Source organism: Aequoribacter fuscus (assembly GCF_009910365.1).
GTDB classification, from domain to species: domain Bacteria; phylum Pseudomonadota; class Gammaproteobacteria; order Pseudomonadales; family Halieaceae; genus Aequoribacter; species Aequoribacter fuscus.
This window is the reverse complement of record NZ_CP036423.1, coordinates 554,763-581,199: the sequence shown is the minus strand read 5'-3', so window position 1 is coordinate 581,199 and position 26,437 is coordinate 554,763. Positions and strand designations below refer to the sequence as shown.

Sequence of the window (26,437 nt, the reverse complement as noted above, 5' to 3'; positions counted from 1 at the left end):
CTTACTCACCCCCCTCGGCGATTGGATTTTTATCTTCTGACGAGGCCAGCGGCAGGGTCATGGTTAAACCCCAACCGCCCACTAGAAGCGCCTCACCCGACTCGAGAGCCAGACCGGCCTTGTAGTGAATAGGAATCGGGGGCGCTGCCTGAGACCGCCAAGTTTGACCCTCAAGCTTGAGCAGGCTACCTTGATCACCAAAGGCAAAGAGACCCTGCTCGCTATCAATAAAGCCGTACACTGCGGCGTGTCCCTCGGACTCTTGCTGTACCCAAGTCGCGCCACCGTCTTCGGTAGCAAAGATGATTCCGAGAACACCGCCAACCCAGCCGCGTTCACGATCTGAAAAATGTAAAGACAAAGGGTAAAACTCATCCGCAACGGGCTCGATTACAGACCACTGCTCACCGCCATCGGCTGTTTGAAACACCATCCCAAACTCGCCTACGGCGTAACCAAATTCATCGTCAACAAACTGAAGATTGGTAATCGTTGCATCTTCACCAATACTCAAGTCTTCCCAGGTTTCCCCCTGATCTTGAGTTCGGTAAAAACTTGAAAAAGAACCCGCAGCCCAAACTTCGTTGTCTGCTCGACAATCAACCGACTCAAGCTGCTCAAAGGTGTCGATAGGTGTTACTCGCCACTCGTTATCCGCGAACCACCAGACCTCGTTGTAAAAACTCAAACCAACGACTGAACCATCGGCACAGGCAGCGCTATCGGTAAATGTAGGAGCACGCTCAGCGTCGAGCGTTGTTCGAGTCCATGTGATACCTTCCGGCGATAGTTGACCTTGAACGACAACGCCATCATCGGCAAAAGCAAGGACACCTCCGCCGGGGGTTCTCTCAAGCGCTAAGAACTGATCTGTTCGTCGAATTGGCTGCTCAAGCGTGGCATCAATCCCCGTCATATTTAAGTTCGCTTCGCACCCTGCAAGGATCGAAGCGACAACCCCAATCGACAGAATGTGTTTGAAGGCCGCAGCAGGCGCACGGCGACGCTGGCTCTCGACTGTAGAGCGCTCAAGGTATCTAACCACAATTCCCCCCCTCTGGGTTATTTTTGTTAGTACTGGTTATGTTTTTGTACTGTCTGCTTTGAGCAGGTACAAAGCAATAATAGTGCCACCATGTGGTTTATTTTTTTAAACCACTGTTTTTATTGAAAAAATTAATTTTTCTAGATTTAGATTGAATCCTACCGCGACTCACATGCCTTGCTTTTTTCACCAAATGGTGAACTTTCTGCCACTACTATTCCAACGGCACTCCTAGCGCACTCACCGAATCAACAAACTAACGTAAGACTATTCAATCAGGCCGCATCAAATAATCCACAAGCCTTTAAATATGGGGATACAGGGCACAAAGATGAGACCGCGGGAACGAACTAAACAATTAAGTAAATGCTCAAAACGGCGCCTTCCGCGAGGAAAGAGCTGATTTTTTTTACCAAATGATTAAATCTAAAATTGAGCAACACGCCACCCGGAGACAATAACAAAAAATAATAAGTAATTGATTTTACAATACTTCTCTTAAAATCGATCAAGACGAATGGTTTTGGCACAGCGCTTGCAAACCTTTCAAGCAACCGCCGCCAAACGCTCAACAAGCCAAGCGGAGCATAAAAGTGAAAAGCAAAGAGCACGAACTTATGAGCACGAGTAAAGGATTCGAAGTTATCCAGGGAGCCAAGGCCGCAGACGGCCGTAGCGTCGCAGATACCTTGCCGCGTTTTGTTCGTGTGCGAGAAATCACAGAGAACAACCTAGTCGAGTTCGATTTCGCGATCGGTGAACCCGACCTGTTCGTTGAACTGGTGTTGCCTAAAGCCGCTTTCGACGAATTTTGCATCAAACAAAACGTACAGATGATGACCGAAGAGCAATGCCGAATGGTCGATCAAGAGATGGAAAAGTGGCGCATTGGTGAAGAGGCCTTTGCCAAACGCAATCAAACCGAATCATAAATCTACTTATAAAGAGACGAGGGATAGCCCAATGACTATCGAAATTAAAACAGCAAAGATGGATACGGTACGCAATACCTTCGGGCATATTGCACGCCGTTTCGGCGACAAACCGGCTACACGTTACCAAGAAGCGACCTACGACATCGCAGCTCAAACCAACTTCCACTATAAACCACTGTGGGATCAAGAGCGTGAACTGAATGATCCAAAAAGAACGGCGATTACCATGGAAGACTGGTACGCGTTGAAGGACCCTAGACAGTTCTATTACGGCACCTACGTGCAGAACCGCGCGCGCATGCAAGAAAATGCAGAAAGCAACTTCAACTTTTTTGACAAGCGTAATCTCGCGACCAAGCTTCCAGAAGGCATTAAAGAAAATCTGATCAAGTATTTAATCCCGCTGCGGCACGCCGAACACACAGCGAATCTAAATAACATGTACTGCACCGCCTACGCCAACTACTGCACAGCGGTCGCACAGGCCACGCTATTTGAGGCGATGGATCGCTTTGGCAACGCGCAGTACTACTCGCGTATTGGGCTGTCATTGGATGGCAACACAGGGGACTCTTTGGTCGAAGCCAAAGCTGAGTGGATGAACAATCCAATTTGGCAGGGTTTGCGAGCTTACTGTGAGCGCACGCTGACGATTGATGACTGGTTTGAAACCTTTATCGCTCAAAATATCGTTCTGGATACCCTGCTCGACAATCTCTACTTCGAGCAGTACGACGCCTGGCTTACAGAGCACGATGCCGGCGACATTCTGATGCTGACCGAATTTATGCGGGAACGATCGAAAGAGTCGCAGCGCTGGTCTGACTCTCTCATTAAAACCGTTGTCAACGAGAACGAACAAAATGCAGATCAAATCAAGTCTTGGATCAGCACCTGGCGCATCCGCGCGCAACAGGCGCTCGAGCCTTTGGCTACAGACCTGCTTTCTGAAGATGCGCTCGCTGAAGCTTATGCGGCCCTAGCCGGTCGCCTCAAGAAGATTGGCCTCGCGGATTAACAGGAGAGTACGCCATGTCAAAGGTATTAATAGCATTCCAAGAAAACGACGAATCTCGCTATATCGTTCAGGCGATTGAGCAAGATAACCCCGATGCGACGGTTTACTTTGAACCGGCCATGATTCGCATCGAAAATGAAGGGTCCTTAACCATCAATAAAGCCACCGTTGAAGAGATGATGGGCTGCGACTGGGAGGTTCAATCCATCCACGTCAATCTGCTCACTCTGACCGGTCACATCGACGAAGATGACGACTACTTCACGGTTCACTGGAATAACTAAGAGAAGGATAAGACTATGTCAGCTAAGAAACTGAATCTGAAAGACAAATATCGCTTATTAACACGCGATTTGGATTGGGATTTCTCTTACGAAGATCGTAAAGACGCTTTTCCCTTTGAAGAATTTGAAGGCATCAAAATCACCGATTGGGATAAGTGGGAAGACCCCTTCCGCCTGACGATGGACGCCTACTGGAAATACCAGGCCGAGAAAGAGAAAAAGCTCTACGCTATTTACGATGCTTTCGCGCAAAACAATGGTCACCTCAACGTATCTGACGCTCGCTATGTAAACGCCATCAAGATCTTCTTGACCGCGGTAAGCCCCGGCGAGCTCGCAGCGCACAGCGGTTTTGCATTCACCGGTCGTCAGATGGGCGGCATCGGCGCGCGAATTGCAGCACAGATGCAATCGATTGATGAACTACGTCACATCCAAACCCAGATCCACGCGATGAGCCACTACAACAAATTCTTTGACGGATTTGATGAGTTCTCGCACATGCACGATCGCGTTTGGTACATCTCGGTTGTGAAATCCTTCTTTGACGATGCGCGCTCTGCTGGCCCCTTCGAATTCATGGTCGCTGTTGGCTTCTCATTTGAGTACGTGTTGACCAACCTACTCTTCGTGCCCTTCATGTCCGGCGCGGCCTACAACGGCGATATGGCAACGGTAACCTTCGGCTTCTCTGCGCAGTCAGACGAAGCGCGTCACATGACGCTTGGCTTAGAAATCATCAAGTTCTTACTCGAGCAACATGAAGACAACGTGCCGATCGTTCAAAAATGGATCGACAAGTGGTTGTGGCGCGGCTACCGTATCCTGACCGTGGTCGCCATGATGATGGACTATATGCTGCCGCAGAAAGTCATGTCATGGAAAGAAGCGTGGGAGCTCTACTTTGAACAGGCGGGTGGCGCTCTGTTTAAGGATCTCGAGCGTTACGGCATCAAGATGCCCGACTACACCGACCTGATCAAAGCCGAGAAAGAGCACCTGAGCCATCAGGCTTGGTGGACCTTCTACACCAACAGTCAGGCAACCGCGTTCCACACTTGGATTCCAAGCGACGAAGAGCTCGACTGGTTGAGCGCCAAGTACCCCGAAACCTTCGATAAGTACTATCGCCCACGTTGGGAAATGGCGAAAGAAATGGCTGACAAAGGCGAGCGTTACTACAACGAGGGCTTACCCCAGCTGTGCCAGACCTGTCAGATCCCCATGATCTACACTGATGTGCAAAACGACCCACGTGACATTGTGTACCGCTCAACTAAATATCAAGGCGAACGCTTCCATTTCTGTTCGGATCAGTGCCAGCACATCTTTGAGAATGAGCCTGAAAAGTACGTACACGCCTGGCTGCCCGTACACCAGATTTTCCAGGGCAACTGCGGTGGCCCAGGTGGTCTCGAGAAAGTCATGGACTACTACAAGCTGGATGTCGGCAACGCCAACATGGATTACGTCGGTTCGCCCGACGAAGAACGCTGGAAGAACTGGAAAGGCGTTGCTTAATTAAACCCGGGGCAGAGCCTGCTCTGCCCCACTAACAATAAACAGAGGTTACTATGGCTACTCAAGCTCTTCGCGCCGACTACCACGGCGACAGAAAAGACACCGAGGACAAATTCCACGGCGCCATCTTAGTATACATAAACTGGGACAAACATTTATTTTTCTACTCAGCTAAGGCCTTCCCGCTCGACCCAAACATGCCCTTCGCGGCGGTGCTCGAGCACGTGATTGGCACGCACTTTTGCCAGCACCCTGAGTACAAGAATATTAACTGGGATTCCGTGGAATGGACGCTCAATAACGAACCCTTCACGCCGGTCATGGAAAAAAGCTTGGCCGAAAACGGATTTGATCATAAGTGTCTGCTGCGCTTTAAAACTGCCGAAACTTCAAGCTTCGAAGCAGCGGGTATTTAAGGAATTCCGATGTCGTACCAAGTTACTATCGAACCCACCGGTGAAGTCATCGAAGTCGAGGAAGGTCAAACCATCCTCGCCGCAGCGTTGCGCCAAGGGGTTTGGTTGCCCTTTGCATGCGGACATGGCACCTGTGCCACCTGTAAATGCACCCTACTCGATGGCTACGTCGAACACGGTGACGCGTCGCCATTTGCATTAATGGACATGGAGCGCGAAGAAGGCAAGTTGTTGGCCTGTTGCGCCACGCCTGAGAGCGACTTAGTGATCGAAGCGGATATCGATGTTGATCCCGATTTCGCGGGATACTTAGTTGAAGACTATCAAGCCGAAGTCGCCGCAATTGAGCCGCTATCGCCCACCATCGTTGAAGTTCGACTCAAGCTGGATCGCAGCATGCAGTTCCAGGCTGGTCAGTATGTGAACATCGCCCTACCCAAGGTCGATGGCAGCCGTGCCTTCTCGATTGCGAACCCACCGAGCGTTGACGATGAAGTGACCTTGCACGTGCGTTTGGTACCGGGCGGTGCGGCCACAAGCTATATACACAACGAGCTGAAAGTAGGCGACTCAGTCGATCTATCAGGTCCCTACGGTCAATTTTTCGTGCGCACATCAGACGACAAAGACACCCTCTTTATCGCGGGCGGATCTGGCCTCTCTAGCCCGGAATCGATGATTCTGGATATGCTCGAGCATGGCAGCACGAAGCAGATTTATCTGTTTCAGGGTGCACGCAATGTAGCAGAGCTTTACCACCGAGAAAAATTTGAGGCCCTAGAGAAAGAACACGACAATTTCCATTACGTACCCGCGCTTAATGAGCCTGCAGCCGACGACAATTGGCAGGGGTTTACAGGGTTCGTGCATGAAGCGGCAGAGTCGCATTTTGAAGGTAAATTTGCCGGACACAAAGCCTATCTGTGTGGCCCACCACTGATGATCGATGCGGCCATCACCGCGCTCATGCGAGGCCGTTTATTTGAAGATGATATCCACATGGAGAAATTTTTAACCGCGGCTGACGGGTCGTCTGAAATCACGCGGAGTGCGCTGTTTAAGCGAATATAAGCGATGTTTCATATTGACGTTATCAGCTCTGAAGATAAAAGCTTTGAGTGCCCACCCGAGAAGTCGCTACTTCACGGAATGGAATCTCAAAGTGTAAAGGCAATCAACGTGGGATGCCGGGGTGGCGGCTGCGGTTTTTGCAAAATACGGATTCTAGAAGGCGAGTTTGAAACCAAGAAAATGAGTATTAAGTTCGTCACGAAGGAAGAACAAGCCGAGGGCTTTGCCCTGTCTTGTCGAGTATTTCCACGCAGTGACATGCGTGTAATGGCTGTAGGGAACAACTAAAACACACTCTAAAAAAGGGGTTTTACTATGCAAAAAGGCGTTATTGGAACCGCACACGTGCAAATTCGTGTGTTGGATATGGATGAAGCGGTGACACACTACCGCGATCGCTTGGGATTACTTGAGACAGACCGCGACGCGCAGGGTCGTGTGTATCTTAAAGGCTGGACCGAAGCCGACAAATTTTCAGTCGTGCTGCGCGAAGCCGACGAAGCCGGCATGGACTTCATGGGCTTTAAAGTGCTGAACAATGAGGTTCTCGCAAGCCTTAGACAAGATCTGATTGATTTTGGGTGTAATGTGAAAGATATTCCTGCAGGCGAACTCAATGGCTGCGGCGCCCGCGTTCGCTTCGATTCACCCACAGGTCACATGTTCGAATTGTTCGCCGAAAAAGAAGTCGTCGGACGTGCCACAGGGCATCACAACCCGGAAGCCTGGCCTATGGATTTAAAAGGCATGAAGGTCACCCGCCTAGACCACTGCCTACTCTATGGCGACGACCTCGATGGTTCGCTCGAACTGTTCCGAGATGTATTGGGTTTCTGGCTCACAGAACAAGCCATGGATGGTGACGTCCGTATTGCTCAATTTTTGACTACCTCAATGAAAGAACACGAGATTGCCTTCATCCGCTCAGAGGGGAAAGGTCAGTTCCACCATGCCTCGTTCTTACTTGAGTCATGGGAAGACGTAGGTAAAGCCGCCGACATGATATCGATGTGGGATATCTCGATTGATATCGGCCCAACACGCCACGGCCTAACTCACGGGCAAACTATCTACTTCTTTGACCCATCAGGCAACCGCAACGAAACTTTCGCCGGCGGCGACTGGTATATTCCGGGCATGCCGACCACTACTTGGGATGCAGAGAAACTCGGCAAAGCCGTGTTCTACCACGCGCGTGAACTGAACGAGCGATTCCTTACGGTAACGACCTGATATCGAGGCACCATGAAAGAATGTAAGCACTTTATCGACGGCTCGTTTACCGCGGGCACGTCGGGCTTAACCTTTGAAAACCGGAACCCAATCAACAACCAGGTGATTGGGTTAGTGCATGAAGGTAAAAAAGCTGAGATTGATGCGGCCGTCGCCGCAGCTAAACGCGCTCTCACAGGGCCTTGGGGCAAGTTGACGCTCGCTCAGCGTACCGAGATCTTGCATCGCGTCGCAGATCGCATCAATGAACGCTTCGATGAGTTCCTTGAAGCAGAATGCCTCGATACCGGAAAGCCAAAATCTTTGGCCTCGCACATCGATATTCCGCGCGGTGCAGCGAACTTTAAAGTCTTCGCCGACATGATCAAAAACGTGCCGACTGAAGGCTTCCGTTTGGATACACCTGATGGCGCGGGCGCAATGAACGTAGGGCATCGCACACCGAAAGGTGTGATCGCGGTTATTAGCCCGTGGAATCTTCCGCTACTGTTAATGACTTGGAAAGTGGGCCCCGCTCTGGCTTGCGGTAACACGGTGGTGGTAAAGCCCTCAGAAGAAACGCCCCTAACCACAACCCTTCTGGGTGAGGTAATGAACGAATGTGGCGTACCGCCCGGCGTATATAACGTTGTGCATGGCTTTGGACCGGACTCAGCGGGTGCCTTTTTAACCGAGCACCCCGATGTCGACGCCATTACCTTCACGGGTGAAACGCGGACGGGTGAGATTATCGCTCGAGCGGCCTCGGTTGGACTACGCGACATTTCATTGGAATGTGGCGGCAAGAATGCAGCGTTGATTTTCGATGACTGTGATATTGACAAAGCAGTAGAGGGCACTATGCGCTCCGCGTTTGTAAATTGTGGCCAGGTCTGCCTGGGTACAGAGCGTGTCTACGTTCAGCGTGGCATCTACGAGGACTTCAAAGCGCGCTTTGTTGAAGCGGCCAAAGGTCTGAAGATAGGACCACCGGACGACGCTTCCAGCACGATGGGACCTTTGATCAGCAAAGAGCACCAACAGAAAGTACTGTCGTACTATCAAATTGCCAAAGACGAGGGCGCTACTGTGCTTTTGGGCGGTGGATCGCCGGTCATGTCAGCCGATATGGCAAACGGCTGCTGGGTTGAACCTACCATTTGGGAAGGTCTGAGCGACGACGCACGCGTGGTTCGGGAGGAGATTTTCGGCCCTTGCTGTCATCTTCGCCCATTTGACACCGAAGACGAAGTCATTGCGCTAGCAAACGACAATCCGTACGGCTTGGCCACCGCTATCTGGACTGAGAACACCTCTCGCGCCGTGCGCGTAGCAGAGCAAATTGAGGTCGGCATCGCATGGGTGAATTCGTGGTTCTTGCGGGATCTACGCACCGCCTTTGGCGGCGCAAAACAATCCGGTATAGGGCGTGAGGGTGGCGTGCACTCCTTGGAGTTCTACACCGAATTAAAAAATATCTGTATCAAGCTGTAACAGACAAAAGAGACAAATTATGGAAACAAAACTGATTCATCAGTTAGGTGATGAACTCTACAAAGCCATGGTGGCGCGGAAGACACTCGCGCCGCTGACCACCTCGCACCCAGACATCACCATTGAGGACGCATATAAAATCTCGCTCCGCATGCTCGAAAATCGGTTGGCGGCGGGTGAGAAGGTCATTGGTAAAAAAATTGGCGTCACCAGTAAAGCGGTAATGAACATGTTGAATGTTCACCAACCGGATTTCGGTTTCATGACCAACGCGATGCGTTACGACGGTGAAATGCCTATCTCTAGTACGCTCATTCAGCCTCGCGCAGAAGGCGAGCTCGCTTTTGTTCTAAAGAAAGACTTGTGTGGCCCGGGTATCACCAACGCGGATGTACTGGCAGCAACAGAGGCGGTTCTGCCCTGCTTTGAGGTGGTGGACTCACGCATTGAAAACTGGCAGATCAAGATTCAAGACACGGTATCTGACAACGCCTCTTGCGGCCTTTTTACCGTAAACGAAGCGGCCGCCATCGACCCGCGCAAGCTCGACTTGGCGACGGTCGGTATGGTGGTTGAGAAGAACGGTAAAGTCATCTCTACCGGGGCCGGCGCAGCAGCTTTGGGTAGCCCAGTAAACTGTGTCGCTTGGCTTGCAAATACGCTTGGGCAGTTCGGCATCACATTGAACGCGGGCGATATCATCCTTTCTGGCAGCCTAGTACCGCTCGAGCCGGTTCAGGCGGGCGACGTCATGACCGTTAAAGTGGGCGGTGTCGGTAACTGCACAATCCAATTCACCTAAGCGAGGAGCGCACAATGAGTATTACACTAGATCAAGCTACGATCGCCTCACTCGCCGAGCACGTGGAGAACGCCGAGCTCGAATGTCGCGAGATACTAAAAATCACCGACGACTACCCAAACATGACCTTTGCAGACGCAACGGCTATTCAGTGGGAAATTCGCCGCCGCAAGCTTGAGCGCGGTAACAAGCTGGTGGGTCTTAAAATGGGATTAACCTCTTGGGCGAAAATGAGCCAAATGGGTGTCGAGAAGCCCTGTTACGGTTTTTTGATGGACTACTTTAGCGAAGCCGACGGTGCCGCTATTGACTGGGATCAGTACATCCACCCCAAAGTCGAAGCCGAAATTGCTTTCGTAACCAACAAGGATTTGCGTGGACGCAGTATCACGGTTGAAGAGGTGCTCGATGCGACTGAATTAGTCGTACCCGCAGTGGAGATTATCGACTCTCGCTACAAGGATTTCAAATTTGATCTGACCAGTGTCATGGCCGACAACTCGTCCTCACGCGGCTTTGTAGTAGGTAGCCACGCAGCTGGACCCGGCGATTTTGACTGGTCAACACTGGGCGTAGTGATGGAGAAAAACGGCAAAATCGTGGAGCTAGGCGCGGGTGCTGCTGTACTTGATCACCCAGCCGCCAGCGTCGCAATGCTTGCTGACATGCTCGCCGACGTGGATGAATACATCCCGGCAGGCACTTTTGTGATGACCGGCGGAATCACCGCAGCCGTCTTGGTTGAAAAAGGCGACTGCATCAACGTTCGCTACCAAGGTCTCGGCAACGTCGGTTTTTCATTCGTCTGATACCCGGGGGGGTGTGAATGCGTGTTTTGGGGCGGCTTGATCGCTCCTTTTTTTCACACGTTCTCTTGATCTGCAAGATACGCGTCTAGGTCGTGCGATAAGACCTCGGAGGAACGGTAATGTCTGAGTCCACAAATCAAAGTAACGAGCAGGTGGTCGTCGCGGTCTCACGCACCGTCAAGGCGGGTCATGAAGCTGAGTATGAAGCTTGGGTGTCAAAAATTGCGGGCTTAGCAGCGCAGTTTCAAGGCTACATGGGAGCCAATATTTTTCGGCCATCAGCAGGCTCGAGAGGATACACCACCATCTACCGTTTCGATACCCACGCTCATGCCGCGGCTTGGCAAGCTTCTTCTGAACACGCGCAAACTGTCGCCGAAGTAGCGCACATTATTGAGGGACACGAAAGCCGAAACATCATGTCTGGGCTTGAAGTCTGGTTTGATCAAACAAATGCGACCTCGCCCACACCTCATCCCAGCCGCTGGAAGATGTCTGTGGTGCTGTTCAGCGTTGTTTTTGTCTTGCTCAACACACTGCTCACGGTTTTGAATCCGCTTCTTTCCGACTGGCCTCGGCTCGCGCAAACGGCTTTGGTGGTCGGTATCCAGGTAATTCTAATGACCTACCTGATCATGCCTCGCGTCAACAGTCTGCTGGCCAAATGGCTTTTCAAATAATAAGGAATACACCATGCATGCCCATTTCAAATTAGTCACCCACGGCCTCGTCGCTGGGTTTGTATCTGCATTAACTGCACTATCTGCATTAACTGCACTCACCGCCCACGCTCAAAGCGATTTTAGTTACCCACCCAAAACTAACATCGAACCTGGCACCGTGATTAACCAAAGTAATGTAGACACCTTCGTAGAGTTAGTCGATCCGGCCGTATACAGTGTCATTGCTGCGGGTGAAGTCAGTATCACCACGGGCCCTTACATTGCTTTTCCACAGCACCCCAATTACGTCGGCGCAACGGAGCAATATAAAGGACAAACGCAGCTAGGACCTGAAACGGGTGATCTGATGAACTACCAAAACGGTCGCCCTTTCCCTGAATGGCCGGACATTAACGACCCGCGCGCTGGCGAAAAAGTCGCATGGAATATGCGCTACACCTATGGGCCTGATGAATCAGAGACCCAATCACTGAGCTGGCACTACAAAAGCATGAAAAACGATACGACTGAGCGCACAATCGAGATGTACGGAGCGCTCATGCGGTTTAGCCATCGTCACTCCCGGGCGCCCATGCCCGAACTAGAGCAGAACCCCGCTAATCTTTACTCCGCGTTGTATTTACAGGTCCAGCGACCGCAAGACATTCGCAACACGCAGCTACTGACTTACACCAAGAAAAACGACGGCGATGCCGAACAGGCCTGGATCTATCTAACAGCACAACGTCGCGTAAAACGCCTTCCAACGGGTCAGAAGACCGATGCCTTTTTGGGTAGCGACATCATGATCGAGGACTTTATGGGCTACAACGGCCGAATTCGGGACATGAGGTGGGAATACCTAGGCAGCAAAGAGTTACTTGCACCGATGTATGCGTTTAATGCCCTACCCGCCTCCTACAAAGAAAAGAAAGACGATGAACTCACGGTCATCAAATTTGAAGGCAAAGGCGGATGTTTTCCATCGGTTACTTGGCAAGTCCGCACCGTACACATGCTTAAAGCGACCCCCGTGAATCCTTCGCATCCGCTCAAAGAGCGTATCTTTTCAATTGATGCCGAGACCTACGTGCCCTTACTCACACGCATTTACGACCGCCCTGGAAATCTGTGGAAACTCGGCATGGTTGCAGCGAGTGATTCATCGCAGCACGAAGCGAAAAATGAGGACTGGCAGGGTTTAGTCACCGACGGCGTTTCGATGGTTGATCTACAGGCCAGGCATTGCACCACTCTGCAGTTTAGAACGCACATGCCCGCTGAGGATTTGCGTCCTAATATGTTTACAACGCAACAGATGCGTGCGGCTGGACGATAGGATCTGGTCGGATACTCGGAACTTAACAATGATTATTAAAAAAACGGGAACAAAATCATGAACAAACCTATCGATGTCACGCTTTATTTCAACTTCCGAAGCCCGTACTGCTATCTGTTGTCCAAAACGATGTGGCCGGTGTTTGATGACTTTGACGTAAACTTAGTCTGGCGCCCAGTGGGCGGCTGGAATTTGCGCTCTAGTCCTGAGCGAGCCAAGAAAAAGCTTCCAATTGCGCGCCAAGACCTGAAACGCTTTGCCAAGCGCCTGGGAATTCCTGTTAACCCTCCACCGATGGAAACAGAACCCACCCCCGCAGGAGCCGCGTCGTTTTACGCAGAAGCGCAAGGTAAGCTTCGTGAGTACATTATCGAGACCATGCGCGAGGAATGGGAGTTTGGCAACAATATCGCGCTCGACAAAAGTCTGCGCAATATCGCCAACCGCTGTGGGTTGGATGCGGACACTCTGATTGCAGCATCAGGAGACGCTCGGAATTTAGCTATACTCGAAAACAATGCAAAGCTAGCCGATGCGGACGGTGCCGTTGGGGTCCCAACCTTTATCATTGGCGACCAAATTTTTTGGGGGCAGGATCGCGTGGAATTTGTTATCGAGCATCTTCAAGACTTGGGCGCATCTAAGGCGTAACGAAGCCCAGAACGCTTCATCTTGGCAGATCACATGGCTCGAGATCGCCTGCCTTTAAAATTGGAAGCGGGAGGGCAACCTCATTCGAAGAGGGGAGCCAAATCGGCTGAGATACGAACCTTAAATGCATTTCTATTCTTTACAAATTGCTCAACAAACCTTATGCTTCGCGTCCAAATTTTAGGACCATAGCTCAGTTGGTTAGAGCGCTACCTTGACATGAGGTCGTGCTCAGCTATGACATCCTACCAACCTCCTCTGAAAGCCCTATAAATACTGATCTTTCTGGAAATCTCAAAAAATTTATTGTAGTGTTTGTGTTGGGTATCTTTTGGGTATGTCTTCTCGCAACGCCTGATTTTATGCGGACCGACCTTTCCTAAAAGCACTAGCATTGGGTATTTTTTGGGTATATTGCGAGGGAAGAGTGTCGAAGAAGTTTTTCCCCATTGAACCGCTTGACGAAGGCTGTATGCTCGGCAAAAAAGCAACGGGCAAGAACGCTTATTGGTATGTCCGAATGTATTGGAAGGCCAAAGGCGAAAGCGAGTATCGCTCCACCAAAATACCCTACGAAGAGAGCCGAGCAAGCCGACTCAAAGCGAAGCGAAGGGCAAACGCTATTTGGCAAGAATTTTTGTCAGCTGTTTCAGTCGGAGATAACCCCAGAAACGCGAAGTCGGTAAAGAGCGTCGCGGACGACTACAAAAAACAGTACCGATGGTGGGCCAATGAAAATGAGCGACTCGGCAAAGACATATACATCGTCAAAGGAACAAGAGTCGTCAAAGGTCACTCTCCATACTGGTCTTCGGTAAAAGCCGACAAGGCAGATAATATTCTGCGCCACCTTGAAGATTTTTGGGACACGTTGCCAACTCAAGACTTCCGCAAAGTCACGCAAAGAGACTTATCTCGTTTTTCAGAATGGGCGGCTATTAATAGAGACTGGTCTCCCTCTTGGACTCACCAAAACATCACTCAGATCAGAATGATTTGGCGCTATGCTTTTGACGAAGGTTTGACTGACTTTATCCCATCACCTTTTCGCCCCCCCGCACAAACCTCTGAGCGAGCGGGACGACCACTTCAAGCCGAGGAGTGGCTCAAGATGGTTCGCTATGCGCGTGACAAATACGAGGGCATAAGAACTGAGAACAAGGCATCTCAGTATAATAAGGACGCCGCTCTCCAGTTTTGGATATGGTTGAACTTTGTCAGCTGGACCGGCTACCGTCCACCTTCCGGAAAAGTTTTGAAGAATCTGCCTCGATGGGAAGATATAAAAAGAACCAAAGATGGCAACCTCATTCTTCAGAGAAGAGACAAAACACAATATGAAGCCCCTATATTCAAAGAAGCTCATGACTACCTTGAATTCTTGAAGAACTTTCAGAAAGCCAGAGAAATCGACTCCCCTTACATTTTTGCCCACACAAGAGATAAAGCTGGGGTTCATCGAAAAGGAGACCCGATAAAATCTTTCCGCAAACAATGGGAAACAATGCTCAAAGACATAGGGCTTTGGGAAGACTGGGGAACAGCGAGAAAGGACAAACTAGTCCCCTACTCTCTCCGAGGCTTTTTCATCACAATGTCGCTCAATAGAGGCGTTGATGTCCGCAAACTAGCTAAAAGTCTTGGGACATCAGTTCGTGTCATCGACCAAACTTACGACGACTTTCAAACAGAACGAGAACTTCATGAGCTGCTCAAAGGCTCTGGGGTAGCCGATATCAAAAAGGTTTCGTATGATGATGCCGGTTTCCCAATTTTGAGTTGATGAAGCTATGCCAAGACATCGCGGAACATACGATCCAAAATCAGACGAGCCTTATGAGCTTTCGAGAGGCAAGATAGAAAATCTCCTGAAGTGCGAGGCTTGCTTCTGGCTTGAGCGAGCAAGAGGTGTGAAGTTTCCAGGCATGCCGGGATTTCTGCTCAATACGAATACGGACACACTGCTGAAGAAAGATTTTGACGCTTACCGAGGAAAAGGCCCTCATCCAATAATGGTCGCAGCGGGGTTGGAGCATCTTCGCCCCTTTGCTCACGAAGACATTGAGAAATGGGAGAGCTCCCTTCAATTTGGAGCAAGCCCCCACCACTTCAACACACTCCATGAAGAAACTAACATTCTGTTTGGAGGCGGGTTAGATGACGTTTGGGAAAATATTGAAACCGGCGAGCTTCATATTGTTGACTACAAAAGCACGGCTCAAATGCGAAAGGAGCCAAAGCCGCTCGACGAGACTTTCATCGCACCACCCGAAGACCCAAAAGAACCCGACTACAAAGCTGGTTATCGTCGACAAATGGAAATGTATCAGTGGATCGCGAGGCGAAAAGGTTTCACCGTCTCAAACATTGGTTACTTCGTTTACGTTGACGGGCAGCATGTTGGTATTGATGGAATGCTCGACCAGAACGACCCCGCTACGGCTTGGATGAAATTCCAAACTGCTGTGATTCCTTATGTCGGCGATGATAGTTGGGTAGAAGACTCTTTGTTTAAAGCAAAAGAGGCTTTATTGAAGCCTTGCTACCCTTTTCATGCTGATGATTGTGAGTATGGTCGTTTTCTTGAGCAAGTTGCGGTTATTACCTGATTGTGTTTGACCAAATTCTCCAGTTTGCCCAGCATTTGCCGGGCATGTGCGATACCATTAATATTGAACTCAAAAGACTCACACCAAATAGGTAAACGGTGTTGAAGCGCGGTCTCAGTCGCTTACTTTGAGGGCTGCAAAGATAAAGGGTCTGTCAACTCCAGAGCCATAAAAGCGGAGCACAAGCTCTCCTTCATCAAGTCTGTCGAGGCGTGCCATAAAAGGACCAATGGGCTGATCAATGGAGATACCCGAGGATCTAACCCCAACGTCTGAGCAGTTCGTCGCTTGCAATTCACCTGAGATTACACGCAGTGAATTCCTCCAGTTCTCTCCTTTATCACCATGCACAAGGTCATATTCGTCTAGTGCGAGCTGACCGATTTCACCGTTCAAAACACAAGCGCTAGTGTTACTCGCGGGGACTTCCGTAACAATTTTGTAGTCAGATCCAATAACTATTTCTGGCATATCGAAACTGTTAATAGGTTGAAAGAACCAGGGCTGCTCCTCAAATGAATACACATAGTGGTATTGATGGGCAATCACAAAGGGCAAATATCGTCCCGGAATCTCAGTATTCGTTGGCCAACCACGAAAGTCCTCTATCTCCTCAGAGTAACCCTCTGATTCTGACCAGACCGCAACTTGTGCGCCATCGCTCCCGAAGAAAACAATCGACCCCGTACCTTGATCGTTTACATCGGTTTCGATTTGCGCGCGAGAAACCGTTTCGAAGCCCGACGGTGTAAAAAGTCGTCCTCCGCAGTTGAGAGTGCCTGAAATATCTGCACCATTAACACTTGTCTCGCCGAAGCAAATCATATTATCTTGTCGATATCCACGAGTCGCGGCGTCAAATACTGCGTAGCCATCAACGACAGCAGTTAACCCGTCGCGAGAACGAGTAATTTGTAACGACCTTTCATCTTTATAAAAAAATCTCGAACCCGTTACCACCGCATCGACAAGAAATTGAAACGATCTCGAAGCGGTCTTACCGCTTCCGTCGGTGGCCGTAACCGTATAAGAATACTCGCCTGCATCGGTATATTGATCGGAAACAGTACGAAATGTGCCGGCTTTCGAATCAAGAGTGAAATCATACCCTTCGTCTAAATCGGATATACTGTAATTAACCGTTGTACGATCCATATTCGCCACAGAAAAAGATATCGCTATTGTCTCGTCCTGCCAATAATTCGCTTTAACACCAGAGACAGTGACCGAAGGACTCGAAGGACTCGAAGCAGTGTCGATCAACTTGTCGCCAACGCCAACGCCACAGCTCGCGACCAAAAATAATGTGAAAGCAAGAAAACAATTTCGGTATCGAGTCATGGCAGGCTCCTTTGTAATATTACTTCACTATAGCATCTTATAAACAAAATACGACAAGGTTATGGCGGCTACACCTATTAACGATTTGTTAAAAAGCAAAGGCAGCAAGCCCTCGTTGAGGCGCAACACCAAACGCCAGCCGAACACCGCGCAGCCATGACGAGAGAGGTTCACAATGCGTCTGCTGAGATTGAAGACACCTTGCGATAAAATGGCAAAGTAGTCGCGAGGTTGACCTTTCCCCCGATATTAGAGCCATGACGACGATGAGATTTCCAGTCAGCATCTCGTCCGGCACGCTCTATAACTGGAGAAGCAAATACGCAGGCCTTGAGGTCAACGAAGCGAACCAAGCTATTGTTCACTCGGTGTAATGATTAGTAATTGCTTGGCAATATGTTTTGAGATAAGGTCTTTGCTTTATTTAAGCTTTGGAGAAGAACATGCAAAAAAATATTCTCATCAGTATAGCGTGCGCATTCGTCGTCGCGGGGTGTGCTAACAGAGCTTCATCAATCGCTCCCGTCGCGGTTCCCTCCTCTAATTATGCCGGCCTTAGTTGTGCTGATACAAGAACGATGCTGGCTCAAAAACAAGCGATTATGATTTCTCTTGTAAAAAAACAGAATAACGCCGCCACTGGTGATGCAGTAGGTGTAGCCCTTGTACTGCTTCCAGTTGGATCGCTTTTTGGTTCAGATGTTGAAGGCGAACTAGCGCAGGCAAAAGGTGAAGTAATGGCACTACAAGGTGCTGTATCAATCAACTGTAGATACTAAGATTAACCCTCACTCTTGAGCTAATTCGCTAGTCATACAGTTCAATGGCACACACAGATGAACCGGAAAATAGGGGTGTCAATCGGGTACACGAAAGCAAGAGAATGTGTCGAAAGTGAACATCAAAACCGAAATATCGAGTTCCGACTATTTATTTATTAGTCTTGATTATAGTTCCAAGATTGAGGTGCTTGACTTGATATTTCCCTCGTAGTCAGGCAGCTGGAATACTGACTTTTTCGCCATTACAATGCCCATTTCCGCAACTTGCTGAAGAAATATTATATCTCCAGCGTTCGCAGTCACATTTACTTCCGCCCAATTCTCAGCCTTAGAGAGAATTTTATGACCTCCCAGAGTAAGATTAACATAAATATACTGCGATCCTCGAGTGAATCCCATTTCTGAATCTACTTCTGCGACAAAGCGAGATGGCTTCGCGAAGCATCTACAGCCAAAAAGAAATATTAAGCATCGCCCTTCATTTCCGCGCCGAAAAGGCTTTCAAAAAAGACTTTAGATTTACGCAAGAAAGCGCTTTTAATAAAATGAAGAATAAAAGTCTATTAACCGCCCCGGCATAGGCTTAAAATAAGACTAAATTATTGATAATTAAGACTATATTGCGCCAAATAAGACTGCTAAAATAACAACATAAAACTCAAGAAATATGTTGTTATCTCAAGAGCCCACATAAGCTATTGAAAAGGTTATTTATTATGGCGAACCAAGGCAAAGCAAGCGTCCTCAACGCAGAACAGCACTCCCAATTCCTCCATTACCTGGCGACTACGCGCCAAGCCACACAAAACATAGCAATTTACCTTCTTGGATACCGCGCAGGTCTGCGAATCGGCTCCATCGCTGGATTACGTTTAAATGATGTTTTGGACTCAAGTGGAAATCTGAAAGAAGTAGTAGAACTACGACGTGATATAGTCAAAGGACGACGCAACTACGCAGCCTACCTTGCACACCCTGAGCTTCGCAAAGCTCTGATTTCTTATCTCGCCGAGCGCCCTGAAACAGACGTACAGAATCTTTTTGTGAGTCAGAAAAACACAGGCTTCAGCGCCAATGCACTCACTCATAAGATGCTCAAACTCTACCGTGACGCTGGCTTTGACGGTGCTTCTTCGCACTCAGGCCGGAGATCATTTGCGACAAACTGTATTCGGGCTGGCGTAGATATTGTGAGTTTGAAAACTCTCATGAATCATGCCAATATTCAGCAGACGAGTGAGTATGTCGCCACGAATGAAGAGCATCTAAAAACGGCTGTGAGAGGAATCTAATTATGAAGAAACTGGCGTTAGCACTTGGCGTTGGAATTTTTGTTTGTGGTCAGGCAAGTGCTGCTCCTAAGCAAATCGTATGTAGCCATCTGGCAAGCGAGGAAAAAGTCCAATCAATTGCACAGTATGGCTTCACTGGCAAAGCTGGCGATGCGTGGAGAAAAGACATTTATCGTTTTGATACAGATGACTTCGACAAAGACATAAGAACCGGCACCTACGAAGTGTGGTACGGATGGAGTGCGGGTAGCACGAAAGAAATGCAATACACCGTTAGTCCCGAATATCTAGGCTTCAACTCCGATAGCCAATACCCAGCAGACCATCGCATAAGCCGAAAGACTCTCCAGTACCAAGCCGAGTGGGCAAAAGACACAGTGAACTGCGTACTCGAAGATGTCGATACATCAGATAATCTCATCTGAACCAAAGTAGTGGTACGAAGACGAGCCGGCTGTCGCCGGCTTTTTCGTATCTGCGCCCCCGAAATAAGTGTTCGAGAGAAAACAGGAATTGGGTAAAATAAGACTTAACGAGAAGTAATGAGTGTCTCGTTAAGATAATTTGAAAAAAGATTAAGAAAGTTAGAAAAAAGTGTTGACAAGAAGGAATGTTTAATAGAAAATAGGCTAATCAAGTTGAGGAAAGAAGACAAAACGATAAGAAAGCTGGCGAAGAAACCACCAGGGTAAAAAAGACAAACTCCGGTCGCAGAAGATAAAACTGCGTCTAACAAGTCAAACCTAACAAACTTAATGTTGACTTAAATGGAGAATGTCCAAAATGAAAACTGAAACTACAACCTACCTAAACCTAATCCAGACTGCTTTCGGCATCGAGTTTGATGTTGTTGAAAACAGAATGACACCCGCTCTTGTGTGTCCTGGTGACAAATATATCGCGACTTACGCTTTACAAGGCTCCTACAAGACTGACATTCGTCAGCGAGTAATCAAGCCAATACTCGATGCCTGTTGTTCAGGAGATTTCTCTCCTCGCAATGCTCGCCGCAAAGCCGAAAAAGCTCTACGCAAGTTTCGTATTGAGAACCCACTCGGAGCAATACCAACAAGAACTGACGCGGGAACCCGCTTCAACACTTCTTGGTCCATCTTAAACGCTTAATCACTAATCAAACTTAATTTTAGAAATCAAAAGGAATAGAAAAATGTTCGTATCTAAAAAAGCACAAGAAACCTCAATCCAAAAGGAAGTCCGTGGCCCAGTTGAAGTCGAGAAGATCTTCGACAAATACATCCGCATGACAAGCGAGAAAGTCGCAAAGTCATTGTCAGATGCAAAGGGACGGTATGAGCAAGGCCATGCTTATAAAGACCCAAAGCCATCTCAAAACTGGAAGGTGGTCAAACAAGCTGACAGCGTGTCCGAAGAGATCGTTGAAATGTGGATGAAAATTGGCATTAAGAAAGTAGCGATTACCGAAGATGGTCAAACCGAAGATCGTCAGCCAGCAACAGCTGTGGTGGGTATTCTTCAAGACTGGTTGGATATGCTTGAAGGAATGAAAGCCGACCCTCAATCAGAAGCTGCCCAGGAGTTCCATCGAATTGCCATTGAGCAAGCCAAGCCGAAGACTTTGCCAAAAGCAGAGGATAAGACTGGATGGAAGTATGACTCGAAAAGCGATTCTTATATCGCCATCTAAGAGCGGGGCCTAGCGCCCCAGTTTAACCCTTCAAATGTCGTGAAGACACCGCGACACTAAAAAACAAAACTCCGCTCGCGAGGAAACCGCGACAGATAAGTCAAATCAACAATACCTTACTTATTTTTGACGGAGATTATGAAATGAATACAGCTATTGAAAGCAGAATTGTGGGTTATGGAGACATCGCTGACTTTTTTGGAAAGGGTAATCGTCTTTGGTTCGGTGACCTCATTCATCCAGATAACACAGTGGTGTTTAGCGGCGATACCAAATCGGATTTTCTAAAAGCAGTAGGTGAAGCAATTGAGCGTGGCGCATGCAGTCCAGATGAGTTGGGTCGCTTTTACGTTATCCCAATTTTAGATGAATTCTGGTGGTGCGGTGGTGAAGAGGGCGACATTCAACTATGTTCCTTTGACTCAGAAGATGAGATCGCTAGTTTATTTTAGATATGACTTGAGCGGCATTCTTTTGCCGCTTCGTCCGTATAGGTCAACCCTTGCCTTTCGATTGAGTGAGTGCGTCGCTCTTTAGGTCTCAGTTGGATATGAAATCAACTATTGAATATTAAGGATCGTAAGGTTTTAATGTGATTCGGAGTTATTCATCATCCGGGAGTTTCAGGTACATGAAAAAGATATTTGCAGCCGTCCTTTTAATCCTAACGGGATGCGCGACTCCGACTCCGTTACCACAGCTTGAAGAAATCAGACTCCCAGAAACGGGTTTGGAAACCTCCGCAGAGTTGGGCGATACGATGGTTCAATATGTGATTGCCGCGATCCGGCCTTCGTGGAAATTGCTACAACCATATCAATCGATCAATGGTGTGATTACTCCCGCAGGTGCTGTTTTGACTCCTTTTGGGAGCGACGAAACATATGAAAGTTTTGCAGAAGGCGGGCTTTGCAGACATAAAGTAACAGGAGCTTGGTGCGTAGGGCAGACCGCATTTGGAGATTGCAATGCACTGACATGCAGCGTTGGCAGCAGGGAAATTTCGGCTGTACGAGCGGATTGGATAGATACCTCAACTCGCAACATTGATCAGCAGCTTATTTACAACGGTCGTGTGGGATCCAACGTGAAGTTTACCTACCGAGAATTCACGGCAACAGGGTATGCGAGGGATGCCTTTACACAAGATGTTCAGTATGACTTAGAGGAAGGCACCATCATTGGGTTTAAGGGAGCACGCATCGAAGTGCTCGACGCAACGAATCGCAGTATCCGTTATCGTGTTATTGAGCACTTCCCTCCTCTTTAGCGGGAAAAAAATTGAAAAATATATAAAAATCAACACGTTACGAAAAATATATCTTGACATTTTGGTCAAAATTTGAGATAATTTTATAAATTTTTGATATAGGCGACTTCTTAAAAATACTCGCCAAGCCTTCAAAGAAGGGAAAAAGGCAAGAAAGATGAGCCAGCAGCTCAAAGAAGCCTTCTCCATCGAGCACAAAGAGTTTATTGGCTTTGTGTATGAGAAATACAAACACTACCTAGAGCGCCCGCTTCGCCCAAAAGAAAGATCTGAATGGGAGATGCTGGAAGAGAACATCACCTACAAAAAAGATGAGTTATCGACTCTCTGACAAACAATTGTCAGAGCTCGTGCTCCTTGTTTCCGTCCAGAAAATTACAGAAATATTCCCTCGCTACTCTCCGGCAGCGCGAACCATTTATCGAAGATTGGCGAGACACGGAATAATTCACCCGTTGAAAGCGCAACAAGAGTTCAAGCGACAGCTCTTGCTCGCAGCGCCTCCTCACCTTTCGGATAAAGATGCTCAAGCTCTGATTGACGATAAACTTCAACGCCACTTGGAGGGCATGATCGCGTCTATTGAAAAGGAAGCGAAAGAATACGAGGAGAGGTTCCAAAAATGAGTTTATATCTGTGGCAGCCTGCAGATGACGAAGCGCGCCAGGACGGTTTCCGAAAACATTATGTTAACGGCGAGAAGGTGCAACATGGGTTTCCGACATTTCTTCAGATCTTTGCTGAAGAGAAGACGCCTACACCCGAAAACTTCGTTTTAGCTCTCGAACAAACATGGGCTAAAGATTGGAACGTGTGCTTCTCTCAATTTGCTCCACCGAGAGATCAATGGGCTAATTCATGGCGCCGTCTAAAGGATAATCTTGTCGAGTCAAAGATGGATTTTGTTGTTCTCGACTTTGACGGAGACCATCCAGAGATAACGCCTGATTCGACTCTGGAAGAGCGAGTAAGAATCGCAAAGTCAATGCTGCCAATGCTTGAGAACTTAGAGCTCGTAAGCTTCTTCTCGTCATCCGGATTCTATAAGAACACCGCCAAGCCTCACAGAATGAACCTCCATATTGTTGTATGGTTTGATAAACCATATCCGCGAGAACAGGTTCGTAAGTTCCTTCAAAGCTACTCGAGAAGTTCTGACGGAGAATCACTCCTAGACCCCGCAATGTCCGTAAGGACGCAGCCGCATATCGTTGCCAATCCAATTTTTAAGAACACAGAGAGATTCGATCCAAAGGGTCCGCGCGTCATCCTTACTCCTGGAGGTCGCCTGTCACTCGACGACCTCAAGATACCTTTTAATGAGGCCGAAAATGGGCCCCGCGAATCGAGGCTCAATAATTTACAACTTTCCTCCGAGCTTACCTTAAAAGAACAAGAAATCCTTCGCGACCTAGTATCGCGCTCTGATCGAGGAGAGCTTGATGGAATGAGACGAAGCGCTTTTACAACAGCTTTGTGGACGGCGAATTTCTTCAACAATGGCGATACACGAGCGTTTCGAGAGGCCATTAAGTCGGATCCAAAATTACTGAATAATCATGACATTGATAGTCTAGACCGTCATCTACGGGGTCTCATCGAAAACGAGCTCACCGGAGGCGAATTTGGCAGCGAATGGCACAACGTCAAACGTATTAAGCATCTCGATCTTGCAGATTTCGACCTTTCATCGGTACCAAAAGAAGGTGCTGTAATCTGTCTTAAAAGTGGTTGTGGTAGCGGCAAGACTAAAGGGATCATCAAGCGCTTGATGGACATAACGTGTTATCGACGTGCCTTATATGTCTCGGCTTTAAAGGCGACCATCGAACCGGCAGCGAGGGCTATCGACTTTGCTTACTATCTTCAACATGGAGAAGAAGCCAAAGCGGATTGGTGCGTTTCGAATGACCGAGTGGCGATTACTGATAAAAGCCTAAAAGTCTTCTTTGATAGCAACAATGTCTTCTTACCGTTTGATGTGGTCTTTATTGATGAGAGCGAACGCGTAGCACTGAATTCAGTCGATCCCGCGAGCAGAACCCAGGAGCTTTTTACCCTCTGCAGAGCGGCAAAACTAGTCGTTTTGTTGGATGCTGATGCCTCTTGTGACCTGACTGGATGGTTTGCTGGAGAGATAGCGACCAGTAGTGAGAAAGAACTGCTCGCACTCATCAACGATAAGGATTGGATGGGCGAAGGACACTGCGTGTATGCGCTTGAAGCGGAAAAAGACCTTATCGGTATTACTGAGATGCTTCTTGGGCAGGGTGAGCGAGTCTATTTCCACACATCACGCTCTGATCGATATAAGCAACTTTCCGCATTGGCTAGACATTTTCAACAGAGATACCCTGATAAAAATATTCTCGCTTACGATGCCGAAACCGCACCCAAGCGATTAAAGAAAGAGCCGAGTGTTTTTATTGATGAGCTCATAGACAATGAAGGCCTTGATCTCTTAATCGTGTCTCCGTGGTCCAAGATTGGATGGGATTACAATGGCAATCATCACTTTGGTGCTACCGTTGGGCATTACCCACACACTTTCATCACCGCCCCCGACATTTGCCAGCAGATGCGAAGACCTCGACAAACCAAAAAACACTATGTTTGGTTAGGAAGAAGACCAAACGACGCAACTCAGAGATTAGCGGACCTCGACAAGACATTCCCAATCAAACCGGGTCAATTAAAGGCTGACCTACCCTTTTCATTAAATCTGGCAGAGCGTGCAAAGCGGCAGCGGGAACGTCAAAAACGGAATATCCCCTACCACTTAAAGCTCATCATCATCGAGCGAGGCGGGGCTTATAAGCCTGGCTGCTCTACACCAAGAACTGACGAAGGGATTCGTCATTTATTAACGCTTGTCGCTGACGAAGAGCAAGAGAAAGCCATTCATGATCAGTGGAACTGCCCTTTCAAAAAAGCTGAACTTCTATCTCGGTTTGAGCGTGTTCCAAATGACTGGAGCAGCCCATTTGAGGTAGAGCAAAGCAATCTGAGCTTTGAGGAATTCCATGCGTTTTATCATCGAGATCTAAAGAAACGAAACATGGATATTTGTGCGGTGTCTTCAATCTGGTTTCTTGAGCCATCGATGCGTGAGGAGCTAGACGAGAAAGACCAGAGATTCTTCGCCGAACTGACAGGACGATTGCTCGATGAAGTTGATGCCATTGTCCGAAAGTTCATGAGAGGTAGTCATCATAGCTTTATACATTGGCTCAAAGATGATGACTCTCAAGAACTCAGAGTTCTCTTCACCCGAGAGGACTTTCGGGCGGTGAGAGAGCTAATGGATCGATGCTTCATCCGCTATGAACATCACATTCCGTGGCTTGAAAAGCAACATAACACATCGTACGTAAAGTTCTTTCAAGCAATGGCTGAGGCTTTTGACCTTGGATTTGAGTATCTGGAGCCTCAAGGCAATAAAAAAGATGCGAAACACGCTGTGATTCACCATTTTATGAAAACTGAACCTGGGCTTATTAAGCCAAGCAAAGCGAAAAAGATTCCGAACATAAATGAGAAAACGAAAGTCATCGAAGAGCTGCTGAGGGTTAAGCTACGGAAGAATGAACCTCTGTCCCCAAAAGAAGAGGCCTTCCTATGCCACCAGGGCCATCTGATTTGCTTTTACAAGTATAAGTACCCTCACACCGCTCTGGTGAATCAACTGGACCGCGCGGCATCAGAATCTTTTCGATTTTTTAATTTCTCTTAGATCTCTTATGCGCTCTGAATCAAAAAGTCGAGAGAACTTATAGACATGGATTTTTTACAGGAACTTACAGAAAAAGAAGAATGGCAACGGGGTCGATCCGAAGAGCGGATGTCGATGGATGACCTCGTAGGACTAGCTACACATGGCCTTGGACGCTGCGAGAACGAGTGTTTCTCTCGCTCCTCAAGCGGGGAAGATGCTTGCGCGTGTGTGAGAAGCGTTTTTCCAACCCCAGAACATTACGAAACATATCTGCACGCGCGCTCTTTCTTTCTTGAGAGTCTCGCGAAAGAGACCTTCGCTCAATTTGTGAGCGTCGTGTCAGAAGGAGAATTGAATGATTAATCCGACAACTTCCCAATCACAAAGAAATGACTGTCACCATAACGCACCCGAGCCGGCTCAGGATAAGAACGCTTCGTCTTGGCGAGTCACATGGCTCGAGGATGCTCTGGCACATCAGTTGAAGAAGATATGCCGTGGCA

General features: G+C 48.3%; 27 protein-coding genes. 25 read left to right on the top strand and 2 right to left on the bottom strand.

Features of this window, described 5'->3' with window-relative positions; genetic code table 11:
* Window position 1: 1 nt before the first annotated feature.
* Window positions 2-1,045 carry a WD40/YVTN/BNR-like repeat-containing protein gene (locus EYZ66_RS02665; RefSeq protein WP_050793385.1) on the bottom strand — a complete coding sequence of 348 codons (1,044 nt, stop codon included), beginning with the start codon at window positions 1,043-1,045 and terminating at the stop codon, window positions 2-4.
* 617 nt (window positions 1,046-1,662) lie between these two features.
* Between EYZ66_RS02665 and EYZ66_RS02660 the strand changes: the two genes are divergently transcribed.
* The 16 genes from EYZ66_RS02660 (at window position 1,663) to EYZ66_RS02585 (ending at window position 15,868) form a co-directional block, all read left to right on the top strand.
* On the top strand, window positions 1,663-1,977 hold the full coding sequence (locus EYZ66_RS02660) for a phenol hydroxylase subunit (protein WP_083814347.1): 315 nt from the start codon (window positions 1,663-1,665) through the stop codon (window positions 1,975-1,977).
* 31 nt (window positions 1,978-2,008) lie between these two features.
* Complete coding sequence (locus EYZ66_RS02655) at window positions 2,009-2,998, top strand: aromatic/alkene monooxygenase hydroxylase subunit beta (RefSeq protein ID WP_009575215.1); 990 nt, start codon at window positions 2,009-2,011, stop codon at window positions 2,996-2,998.
* A 14-nt stretch (window positions 2,999-3,012) separates the two neighbouring features.
* Complete coding sequence (locus EYZ66_RS02650; protein ID WP_009575214.1) at window positions 3,013-3,282, top strand: MmoB/DmpM family protein; 270 nt, start codon at window positions 3,013-3,015, stop codon at window positions 3,280-3,282.
* Between the two features lie 15 nt (window positions 3,283-3,297).
* Window positions 3,298-4,803 (top strand): aromatic/alkene/methane monooxygenase hydroxylase/oxygenase subunit alpha, encoded by a 1,506-nt coding sequence (locus EYZ66_RS02645; protein ID WP_009575213.1) that lies wholly within the window; start codon window positions 3,298-3,300, stop codon window positions 4,801-4,803.
* Window positions 4,804-4,856: 53 nt separating this feature from the next.
* Entirely contained in the window at window positions 4,857-5,219 is a 363-nt protein-coding gene (locus EYZ66_RS02640) for a phenol hydroxylase subunit P4 (RefSeq protein ID WP_009575212.1), read from the top strand.
* 9 nt (window positions 5,220-5,228) lie between these two features.
* Window positions 5,229-6,290, top strand: coding sequence for an NADH:ubiquinone reductase (Na(+)-transporting) subunit F (locus tag EYZ66_RS02635; RefSeq protein ID WP_009575211.1), 1,062 nt, complete (start codon window positions 5,229-5,231; stop codon window positions 6,288-6,290).
* Between the two features lie 3 nt (window positions 6,291-6,293).
* Entirely contained in the window at window positions 6,294-6,578 is a 285-nt protein-coding gene (locus EYZ66_RS02630; protein ID WP_009575210.1) for a 2Fe-2S iron-sulfur cluster-binding protein, read from the top strand.
* A gap of 27 nt (window positions 6,579-6,605) precedes the next feature.
* Window positions 6,606-7,523, top strand: a complete 918-nt coding sequence (locus EYZ66_RS02625; protein ID WP_009575209.1) for a catechol 2,3-dioxygenase — start codon at window positions 6,606-6,608, stop codon at window positions 7,521-7,523.
* Window positions 7,524-7,535: 12 nt separating this feature from the next.
* Window positions 7,536-8,996 (top strand): 2-hydroxymuconic semialdehyde dehydrogenase, encoded by a 1,461-nt coding sequence (locus EYZ66_RS02620; RefSeq protein WP_009575208.1) that lies wholly within the window; start codon window positions 7,536-7,538, stop codon window positions 8,994-8,996.
* 19 nt (window positions 8,997-9,015) lie between these two features.
* Entirely contained in the window at window positions 9,016-9,798 is a 783-nt protein-coding gene (gene dmpE / locus EYZ66_RS02615) for a 2-oxopent-4-enoate hydratase (protein WP_009575207.1), read from the top strand.
* A gap of 14 nt (window positions 9,799-9,812) precedes the next feature.
* Window positions 9,813-10,607: a 2-oxo-3-hexenedioate decarboxylase gene (gene dmpH, locus EYZ66_RS02610; RefSeq protein ID WP_009575206.1), complete on the top strand. Its 795-nt coding sequence runs from the start codon at window positions 9,813-9,815 to the stop codon at window positions 10,605-10,607.
* Between the two features lie 119 nt (window positions 10,608-10,726).
* A complete protein-coding gene (locus tag EYZ66_RS02605; protein WP_160195585.1) occupies window positions 10,727-11,287 on the top strand; it encodes an antibiotic biosynthesis monooxygenase in 561 nt (186 codons plus the stop codon).
* 13 nt (window positions 11,288-11,300) lie between these two features.
* Complete coding sequence (locus EYZ66_RS02600) at window positions 11,301-12,608, top strand: DUF1329 domain-containing protein (protein WP_009576567.1); 1,308 nt, start codon at window positions 11,301-11,303, stop codon at window positions 12,606-12,608.
* Between the two features lie 57 nt (window positions 12,609-12,665).
* Window positions 12,666-13,259, top strand: a complete 594-nt coding sequence (locus tag EYZ66_RS02595; protein WP_009576566.1) for a 2-hydroxychromene-2-carboxylate isomerase — start codon at window positions 12,666-12,668, stop codon at window positions 13,257-13,259.
* Between the two features lie 427 nt (window positions 13,260-13,686).
* Window positions 13,687-15,042 (top strand): tyrosine-type recombinase/integrase, encoded by a 1,356-nt coding sequence (locus EYZ66_RS02590; RefSeq protein ID WP_040818083.1) that lies wholly within the window; start codon window positions 13,687-13,689, stop codon window positions 15,040-15,042.
* Between the two features lie 7 nt (window positions 15,043-15,049).
* Window positions 15,050-15,868: a hypothetical protein gene (locus EYZ66_RS02585; protein WP_009577340.1), complete on the top strand. Its 819-nt coding sequence runs from the start codon at window positions 15,050-15,052 to the stop codon at window positions 15,866-15,868.
* Window positions 15,869-15,982: 114 nt separating this feature from the next.
* Here EYZ66_RS02585 and EYZ66_RS02580 read toward each other — a convergent pair whose 3' ends face one another.
* Window positions 15,983-17,209, bottom strand: coding sequence for a hypothetical protein (locus EYZ66_RS02580; RefSeq protein WP_160195584.1), 1,227 nt, complete (start codon window positions 17,207-17,209; stop codon window positions 15,983-15,985).
* 443 nt (window positions 17,210-17,652) lie between these two features.
* Here EYZ66_RS02580 and EYZ66_RS02575 point away from each other — a divergent pair, with 443 nt between their 5' ends.
* The 9 genes from EYZ66_RS02575 to EYZ66_RS02535 all read left to right on the top strand — a co-directional run bounded on the left by EYZ66_RS02575 (window position 17,653) and on the right by EYZ66_RS02535 (window position 25,952).
* Entirely contained in the window at window positions 17,653-17,988 is a 336-nt protein-coding gene (locus EYZ66_RS02575; RefSeq protein ID WP_040817880.1) for a hypothetical protein, read from the top strand.
* Window positions 17,989-18,707: 719 nt separating this feature from the next.
* Window positions 18,708-19,283: a tyrosine-type recombinase/integrase gene (locus EYZ66_RS02570; protein ID WP_040817882.1), complete on the top strand. Its 576-nt coding sequence runs from the start codon at window positions 18,708-18,710 to the stop codon at window positions 19,281-19,283.
* A gap of 2 nt (window positions 19,284-19,285) precedes the next feature.
* Window positions 19,286-19,708, top strand: coding sequence for a hypothetical protein (locus EYZ66_RS02565; protein WP_009577172.1), 423 nt, complete (start codon window positions 19,286-19,288; stop codon window positions 19,706-19,708).
* Between the two features lie 358 nt (window positions 19,709-20,066).
* Complete coding sequence (locus tag EYZ66_RS02560; protein WP_040817885.1) at window positions 20,067-20,408, top strand: hypothetical protein; 342 nt, start codon at window positions 20,067-20,069, stop codon at window positions 20,406-20,408.
* A 43-nt stretch (window positions 20,409-20,451) separates the two neighbouring features.
* Complete coding sequence (locus tag EYZ66_RS02555; protein ID WP_009577173.1) at window positions 20,452-20,949, top strand: hypothetical protein; 498 nt, start codon at window positions 20,452-20,454, stop codon at window positions 20,947-20,949.
* Window positions 20,950-21,092: 143 nt separating this feature from the next.
* Window positions 21,093-21,401, top strand: a complete 309-nt coding sequence (locus tag EYZ66_RS02550; RefSeq protein ID WP_009577174.1) for a hypothetical protein — start codon at window positions 21,093-21,095, stop codon at window positions 21,399-21,401.
* 179 nt (window positions 21,402-21,580) lie between these two features.
* Window positions 21,581-22,219: a hypothetical protein gene (locus EYZ66_RS02545; RefSeq protein ID WP_139042644.1), complete on the top strand. Its 639-nt coding sequence runs from the start codon at window positions 21,581-21,583 to the stop codon at window positions 22,217-22,219.
* A 157-nt stretch (window positions 22,220-22,376) separates the two neighbouring features.
* On the top strand, window positions 22,377-22,550 hold the full coding sequence (locus tag EYZ66_RS02540; RefSeq protein WP_009577176.1) for a hypothetical protein: 174 nt from the start codon (window positions 22,377-22,379) through the stop codon (window positions 22,548-22,550).
* A 291-nt stretch (window positions 22,551-22,841) separates the two neighbouring features.
* Complete coding sequence (locus EYZ66_RS02535; protein WP_009577178.1) at window positions 22,842-25,952, top strand: hypothetical protein; 3,111 nt, start codon at window positions 22,842-22,844, stop codon at window positions 25,950-25,952.
* The last annotated feature ends 485 nt before the right edge of the window (window positions 25,953-26,437 follow it).

Bases quoted from the DNA above. Each gene is read 5' to 3' on its own strand.
- EYZ66_RS02660 (WP_083814347.1), top strand. From the start codon at position 1,663: ATGAGCACGAGTAAAGGATTCGAAGTTATCCAGGGAGCCAAGGCCGCA.
- EYZ66_RS02655 (WP_009575215.1), top strand. From the start codon at position 2,009: ATGACTATCGAAATTAAAACAGCAAAGATGGATACGGTACGCAATACC.
- EYZ66_RS02650 (WP_009575214.1), top strand. From the start codon at position 3,013: ATGTCAAAGGTATTAATAGCATTCCAAGAAAACGACGAATCTCGCTAT.
- EYZ66_RS02645 (WP_009575213.1), top strand. From the start codon at position 3,298: ATGTCAGCTAAGAAACTGAATCTGAAAGACAAATATCGCTTATTAACA.
- EYZ66_RS02640 (WP_009575212.1), top strand. From the start codon at position 4,857: ATGGCTACTCAAGCTCTTCGCGCCGACTACCACGGCGACAGAAAAGAC.
- EYZ66_RS02635 (WP_009575211.1), top strand. From the start codon at position 5,229: ATGTCGTACCAAGTTACTATCGAACCCACCGGTGAAGTCATCGAAGTC.
- EYZ66_RS02630 (WP_009575210.1), top strand. From the start codon at position 6,294: ATGTTTCATATTGACGTTATCAGCTCTGAAGATAAAAGCTTTGAGTGC.
- EYZ66_RS02625 (WP_009575209.1), top strand. From the start codon at position 6,606: ATGCAAAAAGGCGTTATTGGAACCGCACACGTGCAAATTCGTGTGTTG.
- EYZ66_RS02620 (WP_009575208.1), top strand. From the start codon at position 7,536: ATGAAAGAATGTAAGCACTTTATCGACGGCTCGTTTACCGCGGGCACG.
- dmpE (WP_009575207.1), top strand. From the start codon at position 9,016: ATGGAAACAAAACTGATTCATCAGTTAGGTGATGAACTCTACAAAGCC.
- dmpH (WP_009575206.1), top strand. From the start codon at position 9,813: ATGAGTATTACACTAGATCAAGCTACGATCGCCTCACTCGCCGAGCAC.
- EYZ66_RS02605 (WP_160195585.1), top strand. From the start codon at position 10,727: ATGTCTGAGTCCACAAATCAAAGTAACGAGCAGGTGGTCGTCGCGGTC.
- EYZ66_RS02600 (WP_009576567.1), top strand. From the start codon at position 11,301: ATGCATGCCCATTTCAAATTAGTCACCCACGGCCTCGTCGCTGGGTTT.
- EYZ66_RS02595 (WP_009576566.1), top strand. From the start codon at position 12,666: ATGAACAAACCTATCGATGTCACGCTTTATTTCAACTTCCGAAGCCCG.
- EYZ66_RS02585 (WP_009577340.1), top strand. From the start codon at position 15,050: ATGCCAAGACATCGCGGAACATACGATCCAAAATCAGACGAGCCTTAT.
- EYZ66_RS02580 (WP_160195584.1), bottom strand. From the start codon at position 17,209: ATGACTCGATACCGAAATTGTTTTCTTGCTTTCACATTATTTTTGGTC.
- EYZ66_RS02575 (WP_040817880.1), top strand. From the start codon at position 17,653: ATGCAAAAAAATATTCTCATCAGTATAGCGTGCGCATTCGTCGTCGCG.
- EYZ66_RS02570 (WP_040817882.1), top strand. From the start codon at position 18,708: ATGGCGAACCAAGGCAAAGCAAGCGTCCTCAACGCAGAACAGCACTCC.
- EYZ66_RS02565 (WP_009577172.1), top strand. From the start codon at position 19,286: ATGAAGAAACTGGCGTTAGCACTTGGCGTTGGAATTTTTGTTTGTGGT.
- EYZ66_RS02560 (WP_040817885.1), top strand. From the start codon at position 20,067: ATGAAAACTGAAACTACAACCTACCTAAACCTAATCCAGACTGCTTTC.
- EYZ66_RS02555 (WP_009577173.1), top strand. From the start codon at position 20,452: ATGTTCGTATCTAAAAAAGCACAAGAAACCTCAATCCAAAAGGAAGTC.
- EYZ66_RS02550 (WP_009577174.1), top strand. From the start codon at position 21,093: ATGAATACAGCTATTGAAAGCAGAATTGTGGGTTATGGAGACATCGCT.
- EYZ66_RS02545 (WP_139042644.1), top strand. From the start codon at position 21,581: ATGAAAAAGATATTTGCAGCCGTCCTTTTAATCCTAACGGGATGCGCG.
- EYZ66_RS02540 (WP_009577176.1), top strand. From the start codon at position 22,377: ATGAGCCAGCAGCTCAAAGAAGCCTTCTCCATCGAGCACAAAGAGTTT.
- EYZ66_RS02535 (WP_009577178.1), top strand. From the start codon at position 22,842: ATGAGTTTATATCTGTGGCAGCCTGCAGATGACGAAGCGCGCCAGGAC.